Below are 22,450 nucleotides of genomic sequence, written 5' to 3'. Positions count from 1 at the left end.
GGTGCCATTCAATAAGGAGAGCTTATGTCTGCAAGTATGCAAGTCATTGTTGCCGGTGAGCAGCAGCAGGTTCAATGGCAACACCGACCACAGCCACAAGTCGCTGCCGACGAAGTACTCATTAAAGTTGCCTACAGTGGTATGAATCGAGCCGATTTAATGCAGTTGGCGGGGCATTACCCGCCGCCACCAGGGGCTTCTGATGTACTTGGCTTAGAGGTGAGTGGCATGGTTCATGCTGTGGGCACAAATGTGGGAGCCTTTAAAGTTGGCGATCGCGTGTGTGCGCTGTTAACCGGTGGCGGCTATGCGGAGTATGTCGCCGTACCCGCAACACAAGTATTACCCGTTCCGGCAAAAATGGATCTTGCGCAAGCAGCGGGTATTTGTGAGGTTTTTGCCACGGCGTGGTATAACGTCTACGGTTTAGCGGCTGCACAACCGGGGGAACGCATTCTCGTCCATGCAGCGGCAAGTGGCGTTGGCCAAGCCTTGTTACAACTAGCACGTGAACGAGGTAATCCAACCTTCGCAACCGCGGGTAGTGACGAAAAACTTGTTCAAGCACAACGACTTGGTGCAGAAAAAGTGTGGAATCGCCGCAACGGTAGTTTTGTGGATGCGGTGAAGGCATGGGGTGGTGTCGATATCATTTTAGATCCAGTTGCTGGTGATTACGTGGCATGGGATCAACAAGTGCTGAATCAAGACGGTCGTTTAATTGTTATTGGTTTAATGGGTGGGCGCGAGGCGCAGCTTGATGCCGGCAGATTACTGATGAAACGCCAACGTATTATTGGTAGCACCCTAAGAAGCCAGCCGCTGCAAGTAAAAGCACGCATAATGGCCGAGTTATATGCTCATGTTTGGCCGTTATTTGAACAAGCAAGAATAACGCCAAATATTGATGAGGTAATTCCGGTTGGCGAGGTTGAGCAAGCCTTTCAGCGATTACGAGATAATGCTACGCAGGGTAAGCTGATTTTGGTTTGGTAGAAAAGAAGTGGTGGAGGGGGCAGGATTCGAACCTGCGAAGGCTGAGCCGTCAGATTTACAGTCTGATCCCTTTGACCGCTCGGGAACCCCTCCACGCGAGGGCGGCATAATAGCAGATTGAGAGTCGCTGTAAACCCGTTTATGATGATGCCATTGGAATTTAACAACGAAGTGAACCAATGAGCCCAGCAAAGTCAGTGGATGCTATACCTCTTGAAGTCGATGAAGAAATTGCTAGATTTCTTGACCGGTTGTGGTTAAAGCAGGGCGTGAGTCAGCACACCAGTGCAGCGTACCGTACTGATCTACGTAGTTTTCAGCGTTTTCTCAGTGAATATCAACAGTCGCAATTGCTTCAAGTAACAAGTACAGACCTTGAGCGCTACTTGTTGTGGCGCAGGCAAAATGGTTTTTCGCCACGTAGTACCTCTCGAGCGCTTAGCGCACTGAAGAAATTCTATCAGTATGCGGTAGCTGAGCGATTGTGCACGCGTGACCCGACCACACGCTTGGCTCGCCCGAAACAACCACAATCGATTCCACACAGTTTGTCTGAAGCGGAAGTTGAAGCGTTACTGACCGCTCCCGATATTGACGATCCGGTTCAACTTCGCGACAAAGCCATGCTTGAAGTATTGTATGCAACCGGATTGCGAGTGACCGAATTAGTCAACTTACAAGTCGATCAAATCCACTTTCAGCAGGAGCTCGTGCGTGTTGTCGGTAAAGGCAATAAAGAGCGCTTGGTGCCATTAGGTGAAGAAGCCTTAGACTGGTTACAGCGCTATTTTCAAGACGGTCGTCTGCAATTGCATGCCCAACCCGGCGACTGGGTATTTGTAACACGTCGCGGAGGACCTTTGACGCGACAAGCATTTTGGCATCGAATTCGTTATTATGCCCAACGTGCAGATATACGCTCCCATTTGTCGCCGCATACATTACGTCATGCTTTTGCAACACACCTATTGAACCACGGTGCCGATTTGCGGGTGTTACAAATGTTATTGGGTCACAGTGACTTATCGACCACACAGATTTATACACATGTTGCGCGCGAACGTTTGCAGCAATTACACGCAAGCCATCATCCGCGTGCTTAGTTACTATTCGACAGCAGTTAAATTAGGATAATTCATGAAGTATTTGGCAGTTTTTGGTTTGAGTTTTTTGGCCTTGGCGTGCTCGCCTGAGCAAACAGCCACAACCGCGCCGAACGCACAGGTAGCGGATGAGGAATTTGATACCAGCCACATGCAGCGCATGGGGTTTGTGGTGGAATCTGCACGTCCAGCCCATATCGATGGCTTGATGGAAGTAATCACCGATCAAGGTTTAGTTTACGCCAGTAAAGATGGGCGTCATATTGTCAGTGGTCGTATTTACGAAATTACCGGCAGCGAGCCGAATAATGTCAGCGAAGCGGTACTTGAAGCCATGCGAGTGAAGGATTTAGCGCAGGTTGAGGATACTGTGATTGAATATACCGCGCCGAACGAAAAGCATGTAATTCATGTATTTACCGACACCAGTTGTGGCTATTGCCGACAGTTGCACGAACGCATCGACGAATACCTTGCCTTGGGCATTTCGGTGCGCTATTTAGCATGGCCGCGCAACGGCATGCAGAGCAACGCCGCGAGTGATTTGAAGAATGCGTGGTGTGCAGATGACCCACAAGCTGCGTTGAGCGCTGCAAAAAATGACGAAACAATAACGTCATCATCATGTAATGATCCGGTTGCGCAGCATTATGCACTTGGTCATAAGTTTGGTGTTCGTGGCACACCGGCCATTGTATTCGAGTCGGGACGTATGCTACCAGGCTATGTTCCACCTGAGCGTCTTGCTGCGGAACTTGATAAATAATCATGACTGATATCAGCATTCATCGTCGTCCCACTGTCGCAGTCGGCGATTGGGCTTCTGGCATGCCGCCACTATTGGCGCAAATTCTTGCTCGCCGAGGCATTGCCGAAACTCAGCAACTGGATCTCGGAGCCAAGCACTTACCACACTTTAATTTGCTGAAAGGTGCCGATGTTGCGGCAAAGATTCTTGCTGATGCGATTTTACAGCAACAAGCGATATGTATTTGCGGCGACTTTGATGCTGATGGCGCGACATCGACAGCTTTAATGGTTTCGGTACTTCAGGCATTAGATGCGCCGCAGGTTAGTTATATTGTGCCGAATCGTTTCGCTGATGGTTATGGCTTATCACCAGCGGTAGTGGCACAAGCACAACAGCAAGGCGCTCAGATAATCGTGACAGTTGATAGCGGCATATCGTGTCATGCAGGAGTTGCTGCAGCCAAAGCAGCGGGTATGACCGTGATAATTACTGATCACCATTTGCCGGGCGCAGAATTGCCGAATGCCGATGTTATTGTCAATCCGAATCAGCCAAACTGTGACTTTCCTAGCTCGAATATTGCTGGGGTAGGCGTTGCATTCTATGTGCTGTTGGCATTGCGTCATGAACTGCGTGAACGTGGCATCGAAACACCGAATTTAGCGCAATGGCTCGACTTAGTTGCAGTTGGTACTGTTGCTGACGTGGTGAAACTTGATGGCGTTAACCGCATTTTGGTGCAGCAGGGGTTACAGCGGATTCGGGCTGGTTATTGCCGTCCTGGCATCGCCGCATTACTTCAGGTTGCCAACCGTGACCCACAGCAGCTTCAAGCCAGCGATCTTGGCTTCGCTATCGGGCCACGAATCAATGCCGCCGGGCGATTAGATGATATGGCCGCCGGCATAGAATGCTTGCTCGCGGATAATTTGACGCAAGCCCAACAATACGCATTGCAACTTGATGCGTTAAATAAAGCGCGTCGCAATATCGAAACTGAAATGCGTGAAGAAGCTGAAGCCTATGTGGCACAACTCAATGCCGACAGTGACCGATTACCAGCCGCGCTGGTGCTCTACCAAGCAGGCTGGCATCAAGGCGTAGTTGGTATCGTAGCGGGGCGAGTTAAAGAGCAATGTCATCGACCGGTGATAGCCTTTGCCGACAGTGACGACGGTTATTTAAAGGGGTCGGCGCGCTCGATTCCGGGGTTACATATTCGAGACGTCTTAGAACGTGTGCATAGCTTACATCCAAACTTAATTGAACGGTTCGGCGGCCATGCTATGGCCGCTGGACTGACTCTCGCGCACGAAAATTTAAACGAATTTCGACAGGCGTTTACACAACAGGTTGAAACTTGGCTGGGTGACGAAGAGCTTACTCGCACCATTTGGTCGGACGGCGAGCTCGATGCGGATTATCTGCAAGAGCCATTTGTGCGCCAATTGGAAGCTTATGGACCGTGGGGACAAGGGTTTCCGGAGCCGATTTTCGATGGTGAGTTCCGCATTGTAAGTCAACGTTTGGTGGGGGAGCGTCATTTGAAATTGGTACTTGAAACGCCACAACGTGTGGTTGTTGATGCGATTGCATTTAATATTGATTTAGAAACCTGGCCTGATGATTCCGTGCAGCGCGTGCATGCTGCCTATAAAATTCAATTAAATCACTTTCGTGGACGCACTTCTGTGGAGCTACAACTAGAGCATTTTTACGCTTTGCGGTAGAATACGCCCCCTTTGTGAACAACCATGCAAACAACTTGCTATTGAGATTGAAAAACTATGTTCGAAACGAATGCTACTTATGTTGCGATAAAAGAAATGCGTAAACGCAGCGAGCTACTTCGGGGGTATCTTTGACTACGCTCAGAAAGTAGAGCGCCTTGAAGAAGTGACTCGTGAGCTTGAAGACCCGAGCGTTTGGAACGACCAAGAACGTGCTCAGGCCTTAGGGAAAGAGCGCGCGAGTCTTGAACAAGTGGTTGAAACGTTGAACAATCTCGCGCAAGGGCTGGATGATGTTGAGGGTTTAGTCGAATTGGCGGTTGAAGCCGATGATGAAGAAACTTATAACGATGCGGTTGCTGAACTTGACCAATTAGAAGGGCAACTGGCAACACTCGAGTTCCGTAGAATGTTTTCTGGCGATCATGACGCATCGGACTGTTATTTGGATATTCAAGCCGGTTCGGGTGGTACGGAAGCCCAAGACTGGGCGAACATGTTGTTGCGGATGTATTTGCGCTGGGCCGAATCGCATGATTTTAAAGCGGAAATTACGGAGCTTTCTGAAGGTGAAGTCGCTGGCATCAAATCAGTGACGGTGCGTGTACAAGGTGAATATGCTTACGGTTGGTTACGTACCGAAACCGGCGTACATCGATTAGTACGTAAATCACCTTTTGATTCAGGAAATCGTCGGCATACGTCGTTTGCTTCGGTGTTTGTCTACCCAGAGGTCGATGACTCTATCGAAATTGAGATTAATCCGGCCGATTTGCGCGTCGATACTTACCGTGCGTCCGGTGCCGGTGGTCAGCACGTTAACCGTACTGACTCGGCGATTCGTATTACACACGAACCTACCGGCGTGGTAGTGCAGTGCCAGAGCGACCGTTCACAGCATAAAAACCGTGATGCGGCGATGAAGCAATTACGAGCGAAGTTGTTTGAGTTAGAATTGCAAAAGCAATTAGCTGAAAAACAAGCGCTGGAAGATTCAAAGTCAGATATTGGTTGGGGCAGTCAGATCCGCTCTTACGTGCTCGATGATGCACGAATTAAAGATTTACGTACCGGTGTTGAAAACCGTAATACGCAAGCGGTACTTGATGGTGCGCTTGACCCATTTATTGAAGCAAGTTTGAAATCAGGTTTATAAATTGAAGTTGCAGGGCCTGAAGCCTTGCGAAAAGAGGAAACGTACCCATGAACGATAAAACGCAAGCCCCTGAGTTGGACGTCAATGAACAAATCGCCCAGCGCAAGGCTAAGCTTGCTGCGTTGCGCGAGCGAGGCGTAGCATTCCCGAATGATTTCCGTCGCGACAGTTTAGCTGCTGAATTGCATGAACAGTTTGATGGTTCTGAGAAAGAAGAACTCGCGGCGAAAGGCATTCGCGTCAGTGTTGCTGGTCGTATGATGACGCGTCGTATTATGGGCAAGGCTAGTTTTGCAACCATTCAAGATATGTCGGGCCAAATTCAACTGTATGTGGCGCGCGACAATCTGCCTGAAGGCTTTTATAACGAAGAATTCAAAAAGTGGGATCTCGGTGACATCGTTGGTGCCTCGGGAACGCTGTTTATCACCGGAACTGGTGAGTTGAGCGTACAAGTTGATGACGTTCGTCTATTGACTAAGGCGTTGCGTCCGTTACCTGATAAGTTCCATGGTTTATCGGACCAAGAGATGCGCTATCGTCAGCGCTACTTGGATTTGATTACTAATCAAGAGTCTCGCAATACCTTTATTGTGCGTTCAAAAGTGGTCGATTACATTCGCCGTTACTTAGCTGAAAAGCAGTTCTTGGAAGTAGAAACGCCGATGATGCAAACCATTCCAGGCGGCGCTGCTGCGCGTCCGTTTGTCACGCATCATAATGCCTTAGATATGCAGTTATATCTGCGTATTGCGCCTGAGCTTTATCTGAAGCGCTTGGTTGTGGGCGGTTTCGAAAAAGTATTTGAAATTAACCGTAACTTCCGTAATGAAGGTCTATCGACCCGTCACAACCCAGAGTTCACGATGCTTGAGTTCTACTGGGCCTATGCAGACTACCAAGACTTAATGGATTTAACGGAAGATATGCTACGTGGCATGACCACCGAAATTCTAGGGTCAGCGCAATTTGAAAGTGAAGGGGTTCAGTACGATTTCAGCAAGCCGTTTGCGCGAATGACGGTTAAAGAAGCGATTTTGGAGCACCTGCCAGCAGCAACCGATGCACAGCTTAATAGTATTGAGCAAGCAACGGCATTGGCTGAATCTTTAGGCATTAAAGTGAAGCCAAATTGGGGCTTGGGTAAAATCCAAATCGAGATTTTTGAAGAGGTTGCGGAACACAAGCTAATGCAACCAACCTTTATTACCGCTTACCCAGCTGAGGTTTCGCCATTGGCTCGTCGTAACGATAACGACCCATTTATTACCGACCGCTTTGAGTTCTTCGTGGGTGGACGTGAGCTGGCGAATGGCTTCTCGGAGCTTAACGACGCTGAAGATCAGGCAGAGCGCTTCCGTGAACAAGTTCAGCAAAAAGAAGCGGGTGACGATGAAGCGATGTTCTATGATGAAGATTACGTGACCGCTCTGGAGCACGGTTTACCGCCAACAGCGGGTGAGGGTATCGGGATTGATCGGTTGGTGATGTTGTTAACTGATTCGCCGTCAATTCGTGATGTGTTGTTGTTCCCACACATGCGCCCACGTAAATAACGGCAAAAGCGATATTAGCTGTTAGATATTAGATATTAGAGGTGGCCCGGCGTTTTACGCCGGGCTTTTTCGTTTTACGAATAACCAGTAACGAACAACGAATAACGAATAACGAGTAACCAGTAACCAGTAACCAGTAACCAGTAACCAGTAACCAGTAACCAGTTAGGCTTTAGGTAGCGCTTGTAACAAGTCGTTTAAGAGCTCGTTCTTATCTTCAATTCCGGCTGATAAGCGCAGTAGATCAGGAGGGCAAGGTGTGCCTTCGCCTTCAACGCTGGCGCGGTGTTCAATCAAACTTTCGACGCCGCCGAGCGACGTGGCGCGTTTCCATAGTTTGGTGTTCGCCGCAAGATGCACTGCTGCGCTCTCACCACCTTTAACGCGAATGGATAACATCCCACCGAAACCGCCATGCATTTGCTTACAGGCGACCGCATGCCCCGCAAAACTTGGCAATCCGGGATACAACACTTCAAGAATTTGTGGATGCTGTTCGAGTTGCTCCGCCAAGAACATGGCATTGCTGCAGCTCTCTCTTACCCGTAAGTGCATGGTACGCATGCCGCGAAGCAATTGTGCCGCGTCATGCGGGCTAGGGACGGCGCCACCTTGTGCGCGCACCGCACGAATACGCTGCCAATAAGGCGAGTCTTGTTTGGTAATTAGCGCACCAGCAATCACATCTGAGTGGCCGTTTAGATACTTCGTCGCGCTGTGCATGACAATATCTGCGCCTAGCGCTAGAGGTTGCGTCAGCAATGGTGTCGCACAAGTGGAATCGACAGCAACCGCAGCACCGGCTGACTTTGCTAACTCACTAATGGCGGCGATATCACTTATGGTCCACATTGGATTGCCAGGAGTTTCTAGCCAAACCAACTTGGTTTGTTGCGGCTTGATTGCTGCAGCCACCGCTTCAAGATCAGTCATGTCGACAAAATCGATACGTAAACCCCAATCGGTGGCGAAGTTTAGCAGCCAATTACGCAGTGCCCAATACATGACCGTTGGTGCAACCACATGATCACCGGGCTTTAAACCTAAAAATACGGCTGTAGCGGCCGCCATACCCGAGCCAAATAATAACGCTTGCTCGCCGCCTTCAAGTTGACATAACAGCTGCTCAACTGGCTTATACGTTGGATTGTCTGCACGCGAATAGACGTTGCCAGTTGGGTAGGTATTATCCGCACCACGAATGTAGGTGGTGGCCACGTGGATAGGGAGCACGACACCTTGACTTTCTTGGTCGATTTTACCGAGCGCCTGAGCAAGTGCTGTGGCAGCACTAAATGGATAAGCTTTGCTGTTAGTCATGAATAAAGTCACTTGTAAAAATGGCAAATGTGGCGATCAGTATACGCTGTATTACGCATAAAAAAACGCACCCGAAGGTGCGTTTTTGTCGCAATTTTCTGCGAATTAGCCGTGGTTATGGTTACCATCAGCATGCACGTGGCCGTGGTCCAATTCGCTTGGATCCGCATCACGCACTTCAACTACTTCAACGTCAAAGTTTAACGTTGTACCAGCTAACGGATGGTTGCCGTCGACCGTTACTTCGTCATCGCTCACGTCAACAATCATCACAGACTGCTCACCGGCATCAGTGCTAGCGCGGAACTGCATGCCAACAGCCACTTCGTTGTCGCCAAATAAGCTGCGTGGAACGGTTTGAATAAGACCGTCGTGACGCTCGCCGTAGGCATCAGCTGGTTGAATTTCAGCTTCAAATTTGTCGCCAGTTGCTTTACCGTCAAGCGCGTTCTCAAGACCTTTAATCAACATACCGCGCCCAAAGATAAATTGTAGCGGTTGACCTTCTTTTGATTGATCCAGAACTTGGCCTTCGGCGGTTTTCACGGTGTAGTGAATTCCAACAACTTTGTCCTGGCTAATAGTTTGACTCATGATTCATCCAAGTTATAAGGCAGTGGGTAAATTTCCAAAAGACTCGCGTCATCATCTTTTACTCTTAGCTTAGTATCTGCCTCAATATCGCTTGGCAATACTGCTAATAGATCAAGTTGATTGTCAGCACGGCTCACTGCATTAATTACCGTACCGGCACGTCGCCAATTGTCACCAAGTTGCTGTTCCAGCGTGGCACCGGCTGAAACCGATTGCCCTTGGCCAACTAAACGAAACAGTGCTCGCTTCTGCTTGCCCAGATATTTCATCCGAGCGATGGTCTCTTGGCCGATATAACACCCCTTGGTAAAACTAATACCATGCAACGCCTGTACGTTCAGCATTTGGGGTACATACTCTAATAGTGTACCTGAAACTAGGGTCGGTCGACCACGTTCAATTTCAAGTGCATTCCAAGCATCCATTGAAGAATTCGTAGGGAAGTTATCACGTTCGGTTACCAAAAGGTACTGATCTGGCTGGCTACCCAAAGTTAATGCCACACCATCTGAAAACCCAGTAACCGCTTGTTTATCGGTAACGTTTAGCGGTTGTTCAAGCCACTCGGCTAAACGAGCTGGCGCCGCTGTACCGAATACGCCAAACAGTGATAATTGCTCAGACGCATCGACGATATCCGTTTTGCTAAATACACCAAATTTTTGTAACTGGGCCAAACTGGCGGCAATCGCGTCTTTATGGCTAAGCAATAACACACTATCAGCAAAGCGAGTGACGAATAGCGTACTCATCGCTTTACCTTTATTGTCGCAGTGTGCGGCATATAACCAGCCATGGTCACTGAGTTGCTTCATGTCACAGGTTAATTGCCCCTGTAAAAACTCATCTGTTTGCGGACCGGTCAGACGAATAATGCCGTAATCTGTTAATGAAACCGTTACGTATTCAGGCTGAGCTTTGGTAAACTCTGTATCTAACACACGAAACCTCACTTTCTCATCGATAAACGAATAGATGGGGATGTTTTTTCATTATACAAGCCGTTTTATTTCGCGACGCATTATTTTTGTCGTAAAAGAAGGATTCGCATGGAAAAGTTGCAACAAAATGCCGACACATTGAAAGATAAAAATCGTCTTCGTTGGGCGTGCCGCCGCGGTATGTTAGAACTCGATGTTTTATTTATGCCATTCGTTGAAGAAGCTTACGATGATCTCAATGCACAACAGCAAGATGCTTTTCGACGCTTGTTAACGTGCGATGATCCAGATTTATTTGCGTGGTTTATGGGCCATCAAAAATGCGAAGATGACGAATTAGCAGCTATGGTGGCGTATATTCTTGGCCGCGTTAAAGTTTAACGCCAGGTGCATTTGTCATGCTTTGGCAATTGACTGTTCGGCCATGGGTATGGCTGCGGTCGCCAGCGCATGTATGGGGTGTGAATAACGAAACTGGTGTTTGGGTAAAACTCGACGATTTAGATCAAACCTGCTGGCACTTGCAGCCGTTATCGTGGGTTACTCCATGGGGCGCTTTGCTGATTCTGCACCATCCGAATACGGTGCGGCGCTGGTTATGGCTACCGCGCAGTTGGCTTGGCGATGCGCAATATCGACGTTTAGCTCGATTTTTGTTGCGCTGGCGTCAATACGGTCGGCTTTGCCTCAGCGAGTAAATCAGGGTAGTCGAGGTTGTAATGCAGCCCGCGACTCTCATGTCGTGCCATGGCACTACGCACGATTAATTCAGCAACTTGCACCAAATTACGTAGCTCCAACAAATTATTACTTACTTTGAAGTGACTGTAATATTCATGGATTTCTTGTTGCAGCAGTTCGATACGGCGCAAAGCGCGCTGTAGCCGTTTGTTGGTTCTGACGATACCAACGTAGTCCCACATAAATAAACGTAATTCGTGCCAGTTATGTTGAATGATGACTTCTTCATCGGAATCGTTTACTTGGCTCTCGTCCCATGCGGGAAGATCGGTACGCAACTGGACCTGCTGTAGTTGCTCGATGATATCGATCGCCGCAGCCCGTGCGAACACTAAGCATTCTAGCAACGAGTTGCTCGCCATACGGTTAGCTCCGTGCAAGCCGGTGTAGGCAACTTCGCCGATGGCATATAGGCTATTGAGTGCGGTTCGTGCGTGCAAATCGGTTTTCACACCGCCACAAGTGTAATGGGCTGCTGGAACAACTGGCATCGGCTCTTGACTGATATCTATCCCTAAACTTAAACACTTGTCATAAATATTCGGAAAGTGCTCTTGGATGAACGCTTTCGGCTTATGCGAAATATCCAAATACATACAATCCGCGCCAAGACGCTTCATTTCATAATCAATCGCTCTGGCAACCACATCACGTGGTGCTAGCTCTGCTGCCGGGTGAAACTCTGGCATAAAGCGACTGCCATCAGGGCGTCGTAATACAGCGCCTTCGCCGCGCAATGCTTCGGTTAGCAAGAAGGACTGCGCATTCGGATGAAACAAGCAGGTTGGATGAAACTGATTAAATTCCATGTTAGCGACTTGGCAGCCAGCTCGCCACGCCATGGCAATGCCATCGCCACTCGCAACATCGGGGTTGCTCGTATACTGATAAACTTTGCTAGCACCACCAGTGCACAAAGCCACAAATCGAGCAGCTATGGTTTCAACACGTTGATTTACGCGATTCAGTATGTACGCACCGTAGCATCGCTGTGCGCCGCCTACGTGCTTATGCGTGATCAAATCAACCGCATTCACGCGTTCTAGTATCGTAATATTCGGATGTCGTTTCGTTTGCTCGACCAAGGTCGTTTGCACGGCACGACCCGTCGCATCGGCAGCGTGCAAAATGCGGCGATGGCTATGGCCACCTTCTTGATTTAGGTGAAATTGACCATCATCGACGCGATCAAAACCAACGCCAATATCAATTAGCCATTGCAAGCTTTCTTTAGCGTGACTTGTGGTAAACTTAACCGCTTCAATGTCACATAATCCGGCACCGGCAACTAAAGTGTCTTCAACGTGGCTTTCAATGCTATCATTCTCATCGAATACAGCAGCGATACCGCCTTGTGCGTAGTAGGTTGAGCCTTCGGTTAACGGTCCTTTAGATAGCACGGTAACCTGGGCATGGTCAGCGAGTTGTAAAGCTAGGGTTAAACCAGCTGCGCCGCTACCAATAATGAGTACATCGCATTGATAATGTGACATTTGTTCCATAAAGTATGTGGGATAATTTGCGTGACAACACGCTGATCTGCCAAAGGAATAGAAGCGATTTTACTCTTTTGAATTTTTTTTGCGAACTTTTTACGAACACTTGGGTCATACTTTGCAAGTACGCAACGGGCCTAATATCTGACGTAGCTAGGGGTTGAGGAGAGCGGGCTCGGATGAGCGAACAAGAAACAGATAAAGCCCTGGTAGAACGAGTGCAACAGGGCGACCAAAGAGCCTTTGATTTGTTGGTAAAAAAATATCAGCACAAAGTGATGAGTCTGATATCACGCTACGTCAAACAACAGGCTGATGTGCCAGACGTAGCTCAAGAAACATTTGTGAAAGCCTATCGTGCATTAGCGAACTTTCGTGGCGATAGCGCGTTTTATACTTGGTTGTACCGCATAGCGGTGAACACTGCGAAAAACTATTTAGTGGCACAAGGGCGAAAACCACCAGCCAACGATGTTGACGCAGATGAAGCAGAATACTACGAAGGAAGCGGTGCTCTAAAAGACAGCGCTTCTCCAGAAAGTATGTTGTTAACGGATGAGATTCGTGACGTCGTAATGCGAACCATCGAGGATTTACCTGAAGATTTACGTCGTGCTATAACACTGCGTGAAATTGAAGGTTTAGGTTATGAAGAAATAGCCATTGAAATGGATTGTCCTATTGGCACGGTGCGTTCACGAATTTTCCGAGCGCGTGAAGCTATAGATCAACAATTACGGCCGTTATTAGAGCGCTAAACTGAATTTGAGGAAGCTTTATGTCTGATCGTCGCAAACAAAATGCCTCAGCATTACTTGATAATCACTTCGGTGATTCAGGTGCTGATGCTGAACGTCCATTTAATGCTGAACTTTCAGCATTGCTGGACGATGAACAGGCACGTGCTACATGGCAGCGCTACGCGTTGGTAGGGCACGTGATGCGGGGTGATGCGCAAACCAATCAACAGCTTGATATAAGCGCTCGTGTTGCCGCGCAAATTTCGCAAGAATCAGTGATCGTAAAACCGTCTGTACAACAAGGCGGTGCAATGGCGCGTGCGGCCAGTCGTTGGCTTAAACCTGCTGGTAGTATTGCTATTGCAGCGAGCGTTGCTGTGGTGGCCGTGCTTTCGGTACAGCAACCGGTTGTAGAAACTGAACAGGCAACACCAAGTGTTACCTCGCCAGCGCTAATCACGAATCCGTTTGGTGGGCGTAACCCGGTAAGTTACAATACGATGGTTGAGACACAAGCGCCGTCAGAGGCAGAGATTGCTCAACAGCGCCAGTTGTTACAGTCGTATATGTTAGATCATCAGCGTCAATTGCAACTATCATTGCAAGCTGATAAAGAACAGCAGCAACAAGAATCATCAACCGTTGAGAAGTTAAACGAACAGAATGACTAAATACGTCGTCGCGATTGCACTTTGGTTTGTGGCAATCGCTCCTATCGGCGCGAGTGCTCAGCAAGAAGTTAATGCAGAACGCGCCGCCAATATGGGCCAGATTTGGTTTGACCGCATGGCTCGTTCGTTGCGTGACCTTAATTTTGAAGCGACCCTAGTCCAAAGCCAAGGTCAGAGAATACAACCGCTTCTGTGGTTTCATGGAAACTACGATCACAAGACCGACCTCGAATTATTAATTTATCTGAACGGCGCCGATACTCGTGCGCTACGTGTTGGTGATCAAACCTATTACTACTCGCAAGCAGGTGGCTCATATACGCTGCAATCGGATGTTACGATTGGCCTGATACCACCTGCGTTCTATGAACCATTTGCGAATATCAATCAGCATTATCAGGTTATTGCCAGTGGTGGAATGCGCGTGACAGGGCGTCCTGCTCAGTACCTACGATTAATCAGCCGTGATGACAACCGTTATCACTATGACCTATGGGTTGATCGTGATTCAGGGATGCTCTTAAAACTACAAATGATGACCCCACAAGGTGAAGTACTCGAACAATTACAATTAACATCGATTAGTTTTTCTGATCAAATACCTGAGCAACTCACCGAAGTGAGCGCAATTCAGCGGCCGCCTAAGTTATATGATACCCAGCAACTCGCTGAGCTTCGTTTCCCATTGCGCCCGAGTTGGTTACCTGCTGGTTTTGATTTGCGTCGTTCACACCATCGTCAGCTGTATGATACCCAGTTACCAACTGATTATTTTTTGTTTAGCGATGGACTGACGGAATTATCGATCTATGTGTCTGACCAACGCGCTCAAAAACTACCGAGTTTGGCATATCAAGGTCCTGAATCGCTTGTTAATACCTTTGTCGATGGGCATGCCGTGACCGTCGTTGGCAAATTGCCGGCTGATACGCTACGTCGGATAGCCGAGAATATGGCGATATCAACTCAGGAATCGCAACAGTGATTCGAGAGCTTGCCGAAGTGATCGCTGTAGAAAGCGATTCTTTATTAGTGTCTACCGAATTAAAAACCGGCTGTAACGGCTGTGCACAGCAGAATACTTGCGGTGCGGGGATTATTTCAAAGGCGTTCTCTGATCGCCGTGCTGAATTTCGCATTCATCGGCCAAAAGGGCAGTTTACTCCCGGTCAGCAAGTCGAGTTATTACTTCCTGAACAAGCACTTACACGTTACTCCCTGATGGTATATTTACTTCCAATTCTAGCCTTATTACTTATCGCAATTGCAACGGGTCAACTGTTGTCGTGGCCAGAGGGATGGGTGATTCTTAGCGCTTTTAGTGGTTTTGCATTCAGCTTTTATCTATTGCGGCGTTGGTTACAGCAACGTGACATTCAGGTTGCGCAACTGTTGAGCGTGCAACAAATCGATTAAATTTACCCGAAATTCTTTGTCCCGAACCGCATAAATCAGTATGATCAGCGGTTAGTATTTATTCCTTATTTTTTGTTGTTGCGGGGGCATTAATGCCAGAGAAGGCGTTTAAGCAAGCAAATATTCGCAATTTTTCAATTATTGCGCACATCGACCATGGTAAGTCGACTCTTTCTGATCGTCTTATTCAGCACTGTGGCGGTTTAACTGACCGTGAAATGGCTGAACAAGTACTTGATTCAATGGATCTTGAACGCGAGCGTGGTATTACCATTAAAGCGCAGAGCGTAACCCTGCACTACACCGCACTCGACGGCGAGACTTATCAGCTAAACTTTATTGATACACCGGGGCACGTTGATTTTTCATACGAAGTATCACGTAGTTTGGCTGGTTGTGAAGGCGCCTTGTTGGTGGTTGATGCAGCACAAGGCGTTGAGGCACAAACCTTGGCCAACTGCTATACCGCAATTGAAATGGACCTTGAAGTAGTTCCGGTATTGAACAAAATCGATTTACCGCAGGCCGATCCAATGCGTGTTGCTGAAGAGATTGAAGATATTGTCGGCATTCAGGCGATTGACGCGGTGCAGTGTTCTGCCAAAACCGGTATCGGCATTGATGAAGTTTTAGAACGCATTGTTAAGCAAATACCGCCTCCACAAGGTGATCCTGACGATCCGTTACAAGCGTTAATCATCGATTCTTGGTTTGACAATTACCAAGGTGTGGTGAGTTTGGTGCGCGTTAAAAATGGCGTGTTACGTGCTGGCGATAAAATGAAAGTCATGTCGACTGGGCAGACGCACCAGATTGATAAAGTTGGATTTTTCTCACCCAAAGCAACAGAGACCGGTATTTTGCGCTGTGGTGAAGTAGGGTTTGTTATTGCTGGTATTAAAGAAATTCACGGTGCGCCAGTAGGGGATACCCTGACTTTGGCGAAACAACCGGCTCCGCAACCATTACCGGGCTTTAAAAAAGTAAAGCCGCAGGTTTACGCGGGAATGTTCCCAATTTCGTCGGACGATTATGAAAACTTCCGTGATGCGTTGGCGAAACTTTCTTTGAACGATGCATCACTGTTCTATGAACCAGAGAACTCTGCAGCGCTTGGTTTTGGATTCCGTGTGGGTTTTCTCGGTATGCTGCATATGGAGATTATTCAAGAGCGCCTAGAACGTGAATATGATATCGATTTGATTACTACCGCACCGACGGTGGTATATAAGGTTATCACCAAAGATGGTAAAGAACACAAGGTGGATAACCCTGCCAACTTGCCGGCCGTAAATGATATTGAAACCATTTACGAGCCTATTGTCGAAGCGAATATTCTCGTTCCACAGGAATATCTGGGGAACGTGATTACGCTGTGTATTGATAAGCGCGGTGTACAAACGAAAATGGCTTATCATGGCAATCAAGTCGCAGTAACGTACGAATTGCCAATGGCTGAAGTGGTGATGGATTTCTTTGACCGTTTAAAATCAACGAGTCGCGGTTATGCGTCGCTTGATTATAACTTTAAACGCTTCCAAGAAGCGGACATGGTGCGTGTTGATGTGTTAATTAACGGCGACAAGGTGGATGCCTTGGCGATGATTACACACCGCGATAATTCTCAGGGCCGTGGTCGTGAATTGGTCGATAAAATGCGTGAGTTAATTCCAAGACAAATGTTCGATATCGCAATTCAGGCGACAATCGGCACACACGTTATCGCTCGCTCTACGGTGAAGCAATTGCGTAAAAACGTTACTGCGAAGTGTTATGGTGGTGATGTAAGTCGTAAGAAGAAACTGTTACAAAAACAAAAAGAAGGTAAAAAGCGAATGAAGCAGCTTGGTAACGTCGAAGTACCGCAAGAAGCATTTCTTGCTGTGCTGAAAGTTGGCAAGTAATGCAATTTGCTTAGTGCGCTAGGAATCAAAATTAAATGGCTAACTTTTATTCGATTGTGCTGACGCTAGTAACTATCGTTGCAGGTTTGATTTGGCTTTATGATGCTAAAATGAAAAAACCTGCGCGCTTGGCGACTATCGCTAAATTAGAAGAGCAGACGAACAAAACTTTGGATGATGAAGAACGTGAACGGGTTGCGCCGCAAGGTCGAGTGGCGGAATTTGCACAAAGTGTTTTCCCAATTTTGTTTATCATTTTAATTGTTCGTTCTTTTTTCTATGAGCCATTTCGAATTCCATCAGCATCGATGATGCCAACTATGCTGGCTGGCGATTTTGTGTTGGTACAAAAGTTTAGCTATGGTGTGCGTGATCCGCTATTTCGCACTGAATTGCTGGAAACTGGAAAACCAAACCGTGGCGATATTGCGGTGTTCAAATTTCCAGTCAACCCACAGGTTGATTTCATCAAACGTATTGTGGCAACGCCAGGTGATCGAATCATCTATCGTAATAAAACATTGTATTTAGAGCCTGCTTGCGTTGATAACTCGGCTGAATGCCCACAGTTACAAGTAATTGAACGCAACGTACAACAGCAAGATGAAGTTTATTTCAGTCGTACTACACCATTGCAACGTTATTCGGAGCAACTTGGTGAAGTGAAACATGAAATTCTCATCGATCCGACCGTAGCGCCTCGCACCGCTTACTATTTTCAACAAGCAGGCACAGCGGCTGACGAATGGATAGTGCCAGAAGGGCATTATTTTGCGATGGGTGATAATCGCGATAACTCTGAAGATAGTCGTTATTGGGGCTTTGTTCCGTATGAGAATTTAGTCGGTAAAGCGACATTTATTTGGATGAGTTTAGAGTTTGACCGCGGCCCTGATTCTTGGGTGCCAGAGTGGCTCCCAGATTGGGTTCCCTCGGGGGTTCGCTGGCATCGTCTTGGCAATGTGGAGTAGGGCGTGAGTTTACCGAAACCACCACTGAAACAACTTGAAAAATCTTTTGGTTATACCTTTAAAAATCGTGATGCGCTGACGCAGGCGCTGACGCACCGTAGTGCTGCGGCTAAACACAATGAACGTCTCGAGTTTCTCGGTGATTCAGTGTTAGGCATTATCATTAGTGAAGCGTTATTTGAACAATTCCCTGATATTGATGAAGGCGATTTAAGCCGCATGCGTGCAACGTTAGTGTGCGGGCGTAGTCTTGCGAAATTAGCGCAACGTTTCGATTTAGGGAAGTTTTTGGTGCTTGGCCCAGGTGAAATGAAGAGCGGTGGGCATCGTCGCGAATCAATACTCGCTGATGCGGTTGAGGCTTTACTAGGTGCCATGTATTTAGAAAGCAATTTGAACACTTGCCGCGAGGTTGTACTAAACTGGTATGCGAAACAATTAGCGGCAATCAAACCAGGTGTAAGTCATAAAGACCCGAAAACGCGATTGCAAGAGTATTTGCAGGGGCGCCAGTGCGCGCTTCCTGTTTATGAAGTTGTCGCGACACAGGGGCAAGCACATAACCAACAATTTACCGTAAGTTGTCAAGTTGATGGGTTAAAAGAGCCGATTCTAGGAACAGGAACGAGTCGCCGTAAAGCCGAACAACAAGCCGCAACCGAAGCGCTTGAACAACTTATTCAGCAGGATAATTCATGACGGAACCGCAACATAGCTCAGAATCAGCGTTTGTCGCCATTGTCGGGCGTCCGAATGTTGGGAAATCAACGCTACTTAATCGTATTCTCGGGCAAAAAATTAGTATTACCTCAAGCAAACCACAAACGACACGGCACCGCATTTTGGGGATTGAAACCGAAGGCGAGCGCCAAATTGTTTATGTGGACACACCGGGTCTTCACCAAGACGAAAAACGTGCGATTAATCGGTTAATGAATCGCGCAGCATCAAGCTCATTGAGTGGTGTCGAAGTGGTGTTATTTGTGGTTGAAGCGGGCAAGTGGGCCAGCGACGATGAAATGGTTCTCAATAAGCTGAAAAAATCAGAGCGCCCAGTTATTTTGGTCATTAATAAAATTGACCTGTTTAAAGATAAAACGGAGTTGCTACCGTATTTACAGCAACTTGCCGAAAAGCATCAGTTCGCTGAAATCATCCCGTTATCAGCGGCAACCGGCGCGCAAGTGGAAGCCTTGCGACAAATCGTGCACAACTATGCACGTCCGGGCGTTCATCACTTTCCTGAAGACTATGTGACAGATCGCTCGCTACGCTTTATGGTGGCAGAAATTATTCGCGAGAAGCTCATGCGCTTTACCGGAGATGAATTGCCATACAGCACGACCGTTGAAATTGAACAATTCAAAACAGCGCCATCAGGCACGACGCATATCCATGCATTAATACTCGTTGAACGTGACGGCCAAAAACGCATGGTGATTGGTGCCGGCGGTAGTAAATTAAAAACCATCGGTACTGAGGCACGTCGAGATATTGAGCCTTTGGTTGGCGGTAAAGTTCACCTACAGTTGTGGGTGAAAGTGAAATCCGGCTGGGCTGATGATGAGCGTGCTTTACGTAGCTTAGGTTACGGCGAGGATTAAGCGTTGGAACCGGCGTTTGTATTGCATCGCTGGCCCTATCAAGACAGCAGTTTACTGGTTGAATTGTTCTCTGCTGAGCACGGTCGTTTTCGTGCCATTGCAAAGGGTGCGAAACGACCGAAAAGTGCTTGGCGCAGTATCTTGCAGCCTTTTACGCCATTGCAGATTAGTACGCGCGGCCGACATGAATTACAAACTTTGGTTGCCGCAGAAGCGCTGGATACCAGCCTGAATTTGAAAGGAACGTCACTCTATAGTGGCTTCTATGTCAATGAACTGGTGCAACGCCTGACTACACCATACCACGTGGTTGATGGCCTGTTTCAAGATTATCAAGATACCTTGGAATTGCTCACCCAAGTGAGTCATGTGGAGCCAATATTACGACGCTTTGAATGGCAATTACTCTGTCATTTAGGCCATGGCTTTGATTGGCACATGGACACCCACGAACAACCTATAATCGAAACTCAGACGTATCAATTTATACCTGAAGCTGGATTTTCCCTGACTCATGCCAGCAATCAGGTCGATATCATTGTGTTGAATGGTGCCGATATTCTGCGACTCGGTGATTTTGAAGTTACCGATCAGCGCCTGCTAAACTTATTTAAACGACTGATGCGAGTGGCATTACAACCTTATTTAGGAAACCAACCGCTGCGTAGTCGCCAACTCTTTGTTCAATTTAAGGATTTGTCATGAATTCAACCGTTGGAATTGCGCCGATTTACTTAGGTGTCAACATTGACCATGTCGCCACTGTTCGTAATGCTCGTGGTGTTAGCTATCCCGATCCGGTAACGGCTGCGGCCATTGCTGAGCAGGCCGGTGCGGATGGTATTACCGTGCATTTACGCGAAGATCGCCGTCATATTAACGATCGCGATGTTGAGATTCTCGCAAAAACTTTGCAGACCCGTATGAACCTCGAGATGGCAGTTACTGACGAAATGTTAGCGATTGCCTGTCGTACCAAGCCGACTTTTTGTTGTTTAGTGCCAGAAAAGCGCGAAGAATTAACCACTGAAGGTGGTCTCGATGTTGCCGGCCAGCAAGCTAAGATCACCAAGGCGGTAGCGCAACTTGCCGAGCATGGCATTGCGACCAGCTTATTTATTGATGCGGATAAACGTCAAATTGATGCGGCCGTTGCTACAGGCGCTCCGATTATTGAGTTACACACCGGCCATTACGCTGAGCAGACTACTGAGAAAGCACAGTTGCAGGCACTCGCACAGTTACGAGATGCTGCAGAATATGCGCAGGCGGCGGGATTACAAGTGAATGCTGGACATGGTTTGCATTATCACAACACGGCGCCGATTGCGGCAATTCCTCAGTTGGTTGAGCTGAATATTGGCCATGCAATTATTGCTCGAGCGGTGTTAGTTGGGCTTGAACAAGCAGTACGCGATATAAAAGCGATTATGCAACAGGCGCGGTTACATGGCTCAGTTTTATAAGCCGCAATTGCGAGCCACAAAACCACAGCGATTAACCGAACAGCAGGTTGTTGGTTTGGATCACCAAGGTCGAGGTATTATTCGTACCGCTACCGGTGTGCGGTTCGTGCCTGGGGCATTACCAACTGAGCGAGTAACCATTACCGTTCAAGGCAAACATGATGCGCAGCTAGAGCGAGTTCAAACGACGAGCAAGCAGCGCGTGACGCCGCTTTGTGCTTTTTATGAGCAATGCGGGGGCTGCGATTTGCAACACCTAGCGTTATCTGCGCAGCGTGAGCATAAGCAGCAGGTGGTGGCAGAAATACTCGCGAAATTTGGCCAAGTTGAAGCGCAGCAATGGCTCGAACCTCTGGCTGGCGACGCTTGGCATTACCGTCGACGAGCACGATTGGCGGTGCACTATGACGCCAAACGCCAGCAATTCAAGATGGGATTTAGAGCGCCGAAGAGCAAACGAATAACCGTGATTGATGCTTGCGTGGTGTTAGCTGAGAACCTAAATAGGCTCATTCCCCCGTTACAACTTCTGCTCCCTCAACTTGAGTTAGTCAAACAGCTAGGTCATGTTGAATTGATTGAATTTGAACATCAGGTCGTGGTGTTGTTGCGACTCCGAGAATGGCCAAACGAGAGCGATCAGAAGCAACTCCAGCAGTTTGCAGCGCACTACGAAGTAGCTGTATGGTGCGACACAGAACAACAGCTAGCACCGTTAACCGCATCAAATCCATTGAGCTATCGCACGGTGGGCGCGAGTATTAACTGTTCACCTACGAATTTCATGCAAGCGCATCGGCAGCTTAGTGAAAAAATGGTTGAACAAGCATTAACTTGGCTTGATATTCAGCCAAACGATAAAATTCTAGAGCTGTATGCTGGCAGTGGTAATTTCAGTTTACCGATGGCGTTAGCTGGAGCGCAAGTTACGGCGATTGAAGGCGTTGCGTCGATGGTTGAGCAACTTAAAGCCAATGCTCACAATGCTCAATTAAGTATTGCGGCTTTTTGCACCGATCTTGAACAACCGTGGTCGCGCCAAGCCTGGAGCCAAGAGCAATTCACGAAAGTGTTGTTAGATCCTGCCCGCGCTGGAGCTCCGCAGGCTATTAAAGAAGTGGCTACACGACAACCGCAGAAAATTGTCTATGTTTCCTGTGCGCCCGATACCCTTGCTCGCGATGCAAAGGTACTGAAAGATAATGGTTATACCCTAAAACAAGCGCAAGTGGTTGACATGTTTCCGCAGACCCATCACATTGAGGTCATCACATTATTCGAACGGGAGTAACAC

Annotated in this window: 23 protein-coding genes and 1 tRNA gene; 19 read left to right on the top strand and 5 right to left on the bottom strand. The window is 47.8% G+C overall.

Features of this window, described 5'->3' with window-relative positions; translation table 11 throughout:
- Positions 1-24 precede the first annotated feature (24 nt).
- Complete coding sequence (locus LG272_RS08650; RefSeq protein ID WP_404407984.1) at positions 25-996, top strand: NAD(P)H-quinone oxidoreductase; 972 nt, start codon at positions 25-27, stop codon at positions 994-996.
- Between the two features lie 8 nt (positions 997-1,004).
- On the opposite strand, the gene LG272_RS08645 is transcribed toward LG272_RS08650, so the two are convergent.
- A tRNA-Tyr gene (locus LG272_RS08645) sits at positions 1,005-1,089 on the bottom strand.
- Between the two features lie 86 nt (positions 1,090-1,175).
- On the opposite strand from LG272_RS08645, the gene xerD reads away from it, so the two are divergent.
- From xerD to lysS, 5 genes are all read left to right on the top strand, one after another.
- A complete protein-coding gene (xerD, locus tag LG272_RS08640) occupies positions 1,176-2,099 on the top strand; it encodes a site-specific tyrosine recombinase XerD (protein ID WP_404407982.1) in 924 nt (307 codons plus the stop codon).
- Positions 2,100-2,133: 34 nt separating this feature from the next.
- Entirely contained in the window at positions 2,134-2,865 is a 732-nt protein-coding gene (gene dsbC, locus LG272_RS08635) for a bifunctional protein-disulfide isomerase/oxidoreductase DsbC (RefSeq protein ID WP_126758940.1), read from the top strand.
- A gap of 2 nt (positions 2,866-2,867) precedes the next feature.
- Positions 2,868-4,580 carry a single-stranded-DNA-specific exonuclease RecJ gene (gene recJ / locus LG272_RS08630; protein ID WP_404407980.1) on the top strand — a complete coding sequence of 571 codons (1,713 nt, stop codon included), beginning with the start codon at positions 2,868-2,870 and terminating at the stop codon, positions 4,578-4,580.
- A 57-nt stretch (positions 4,581-4,637) separates the two neighbouring features.
- Positions 4,638-5,736, top strand: a protein-coding gene (prfB, locus tag LG272_RS08625; protein WP_404407978.1) for a peptide chain release factor 2 whose coding sequence is annotated in 2 segments (ribosomal slippage) — positions 4,638-4,712 and positions 4,714-5,736 — 1,098 coding nt in all. Because the reading frame shifts where the segments join, the coding sequence is not laid out codon by codon here.
- 47 nt (positions 5,737-5,783) lie between these two features.
- Positions 5,784-7,292 (top strand): lysine--tRNA ligase, encoded by a 1,509-nt coding sequence (gene lysS, locus LG272_RS08620; RefSeq protein ID WP_404407976.1) that lies wholly within the window; start codon positions 5,784-5,786, stop codon positions 7,290-7,292.
- A gap of 165 nt (positions 7,293-7,457) precedes the next feature.
- Here the strand turns inward: lysS and LG272_RS08615 are convergent, their stop codons facing one another.
- The 3 genes from LG272_RS08615 to ygfZ form a co-directional block, all read right to left on the bottom strand.
- The gene (locus tag LG272_RS08615; protein ID WP_404407974.1) at positions 7,458-8,612 is read right to left on the bottom strand and encodes a trans-sulfuration enzyme family protein; all 1,155 of its coding nucleotides are present in this window, start codon (positions 8,610-8,612) and stop codon (positions 7,458-7,460) included.
- 105 nt (positions 8,613-8,717) lie between these two features.
- Positions 8,718-9,206 carry a peptidylprolyl isomerase gene (locus tag LG272_RS08610; protein WP_126758935.1) on the bottom strand — a complete coding sequence of 163 codons (489 nt, stop codon included), beginning with the start codon at positions 9,204-9,206 and terminating at the stop codon, positions 8,718-8,720.
- Complete coding sequence (gene ygfZ / locus LG272_RS08605; protein ID WP_126758934.1) at positions 9,203-10,147, bottom strand: tRNA-modifying protein YgfZ; 945 nt, start codon at positions 10,145-10,147, stop codon at positions 9,203-9,205. The genes LG272_RS08610 and ygfZ overlap by 4 nt, the downstream gene beginning before the upstream one ends.
- Before the next feature lie 108 nt (positions 10,148-10,255).
- Between ygfZ and LG272_RS08600 the strand changes: the two genes are divergently transcribed.
- Together LG272_RS08600 and LG272_RS08595 are read left to right on the top strand one after the other, a co-directional pair.
- Positions 10,256-10,528: a succinate dehydrogenase assembly factor 2 gene (locus LG272_RS08600; protein ID WP_126758933.1), complete on the top strand. Its 273-nt coding sequence runs from the start codon at positions 10,256-10,258 to the stop codon at positions 10,526-10,528.
- A gap of 17 nt (positions 10,529-10,545) precedes the next feature.
- Entirely contained in the window at positions 10,546-10,845 is a 300-nt protein-coding gene (locus LG272_RS08595) for a hypothetical protein (protein WP_404407971.1), read from the top strand.
- Here LG272_RS08595 and nadB read toward each other — a convergent pair.
- Positions 10,789-12,390 carry an L-aspartate oxidase gene (gene nadB, locus LG272_RS08590; RefSeq protein ID WP_404407969.1) on the bottom strand — a complete coding sequence of 534 codons (1,602 nt, stop codon included), beginning with the start codon at positions 12,388-12,390 and terminating at the stop codon, positions 10,789-10,791. The genes LG272_RS08595 and nadB overlap by 57 nt on opposite strands.
- Before the next feature lie 173 nt (positions 12,391-12,563).
- Here nadB and rpoE point away from each other — a divergent pair, with 173 nt between their 5' ends.
- The 11 genes from rpoE (at position 12,564) to rlmD (ending at position 22,447) form a co-directional block, all read left to right on the top strand.
- Complete coding sequence (rpoE, locus tag LG272_RS08585; protein ID WP_126758930.1) at positions 12,564-13,142, top strand: RNA polymerase sigma factor RpoE; 579 nt, start codon at positions 12,564-12,566, stop codon at positions 13,140-13,142.
- Between the two features lie 20 nt (positions 13,143-13,162).
- Positions 13,163-13,795, top strand: coding sequence for a sigma-E factor negative regulatory protein (locus LG272_RS08580; RefSeq protein WP_126758929.1), 633 nt, complete (start codon positions 13,163-13,165; stop codon positions 13,793-13,795).
- On the top strand, positions 13,788-14,780 hold the full coding sequence (locus LG272_RS08575) for a MucB/RseB C-terminal domain-containing protein (protein WP_126758928.1): 993 nt from the start codon (positions 13,788-13,790) through the stop codon (positions 14,778-14,780). Before LG272_RS08580 ends, LG272_RS08575 begins: the two co-directional genes overlap by 8 nt.
- Positions 14,777-15,211: a SoxR reducing system RseC family protein gene (locus LG272_RS08570; RefSeq protein ID WP_404407966.1), complete on the top strand. Its 435-nt coding sequence runs from the start codon at positions 14,777-14,779 to the stop codon at positions 15,209-15,211. The genes LG272_RS08575 and LG272_RS08570 overlap by 4 nt, the downstream gene beginning before the upstream one ends.
- Before the next feature lie 92 nt (positions 15,212-15,303).
- Entirely contained in the window at positions 15,304-17,115 is a 1,812-nt protein-coding gene (lepA, locus tag LG272_RS08565) for a translation elongation factor 4 (RefSeq protein ID WP_126758926.1), read from the top strand.
- A 35-nt stretch (positions 17,116-17,150) separates the two neighbouring features.
- Positions 17,151-18,086, top strand: a complete 936-nt coding sequence (lepB, locus tag LG272_RS08560; RefSeq protein WP_404407964.1) for a signal peptidase I — start codon at positions 17,151-17,153, stop codon at positions 18,084-18,086.
- Positions 18,087-18,089: 3 nt separating this feature from the next.
- Positions 18,090-18,785, top strand: coding sequence for a ribonuclease III (gene rnc, locus LG272_RS08555; protein WP_126758924.1), 696 nt, complete (start codon positions 18,090-18,092; stop codon positions 18,783-18,785).
- Positions 18,782-19,690, top strand: coding sequence for a GTPase Era (era, locus tag LG272_RS08550; RefSeq protein WP_126758923.1), 909 nt, complete (start codon positions 18,782-18,784; stop codon positions 19,688-19,690). Before rnc ends, era begins: the two co-directional genes overlap by 4 nt.
- Positions 19,691-19,693: 3 nt before the next feature.
- Positions 19,694-20,395, top strand: a complete 702-nt coding sequence (gene recO, locus LG272_RS08545) for a DNA repair protein RecO (protein ID WP_404407961.1) — start codon at positions 19,694-19,696, stop codon at positions 20,393-20,395.
- Between the two features lie 14 nt (positions 20,396-20,409).
- Entirely contained in the window at positions 20,410-21,156 is a 747-nt protein-coding gene (gene pdxJ, locus LG272_RS08540) for a pyridoxine 5'-phosphate synthase (RefSeq protein ID WP_404409980.1), read from the top strand.
- Positions 21,140-22,447: a 23S rRNA (uracil(1939)-C(5))-methyltransferase RlmD gene (gene rlmD, locus LG272_RS08535; RefSeq protein WP_404407959.1), complete on the top strand. Its 1,308-nt coding sequence runs from the start codon at positions 21,140-21,142 to the stop codon at positions 22,445-22,447. The genes pdxJ and rlmD overlap by 17 nt, the downstream gene beginning before the upstream one ends.
- The last annotated feature ends 3 nt before the right edge of the window (positions 22,448-22,450 follow it).

It is taken from the genome of Pseudidiomarina marina (genome assembly GCF_044807045.1).
GTDB lineage: Bacteria > Pseudomonadota > Gammaproteobacteria > Enterobacterales > Alteromonadaceae > Pseudidiomarina > Pseudidiomarina marina.
Note: the sequence above shows the minus strand (reverse complement) of the source record. Positions and strands in the feature narration are given on the sequence as shown.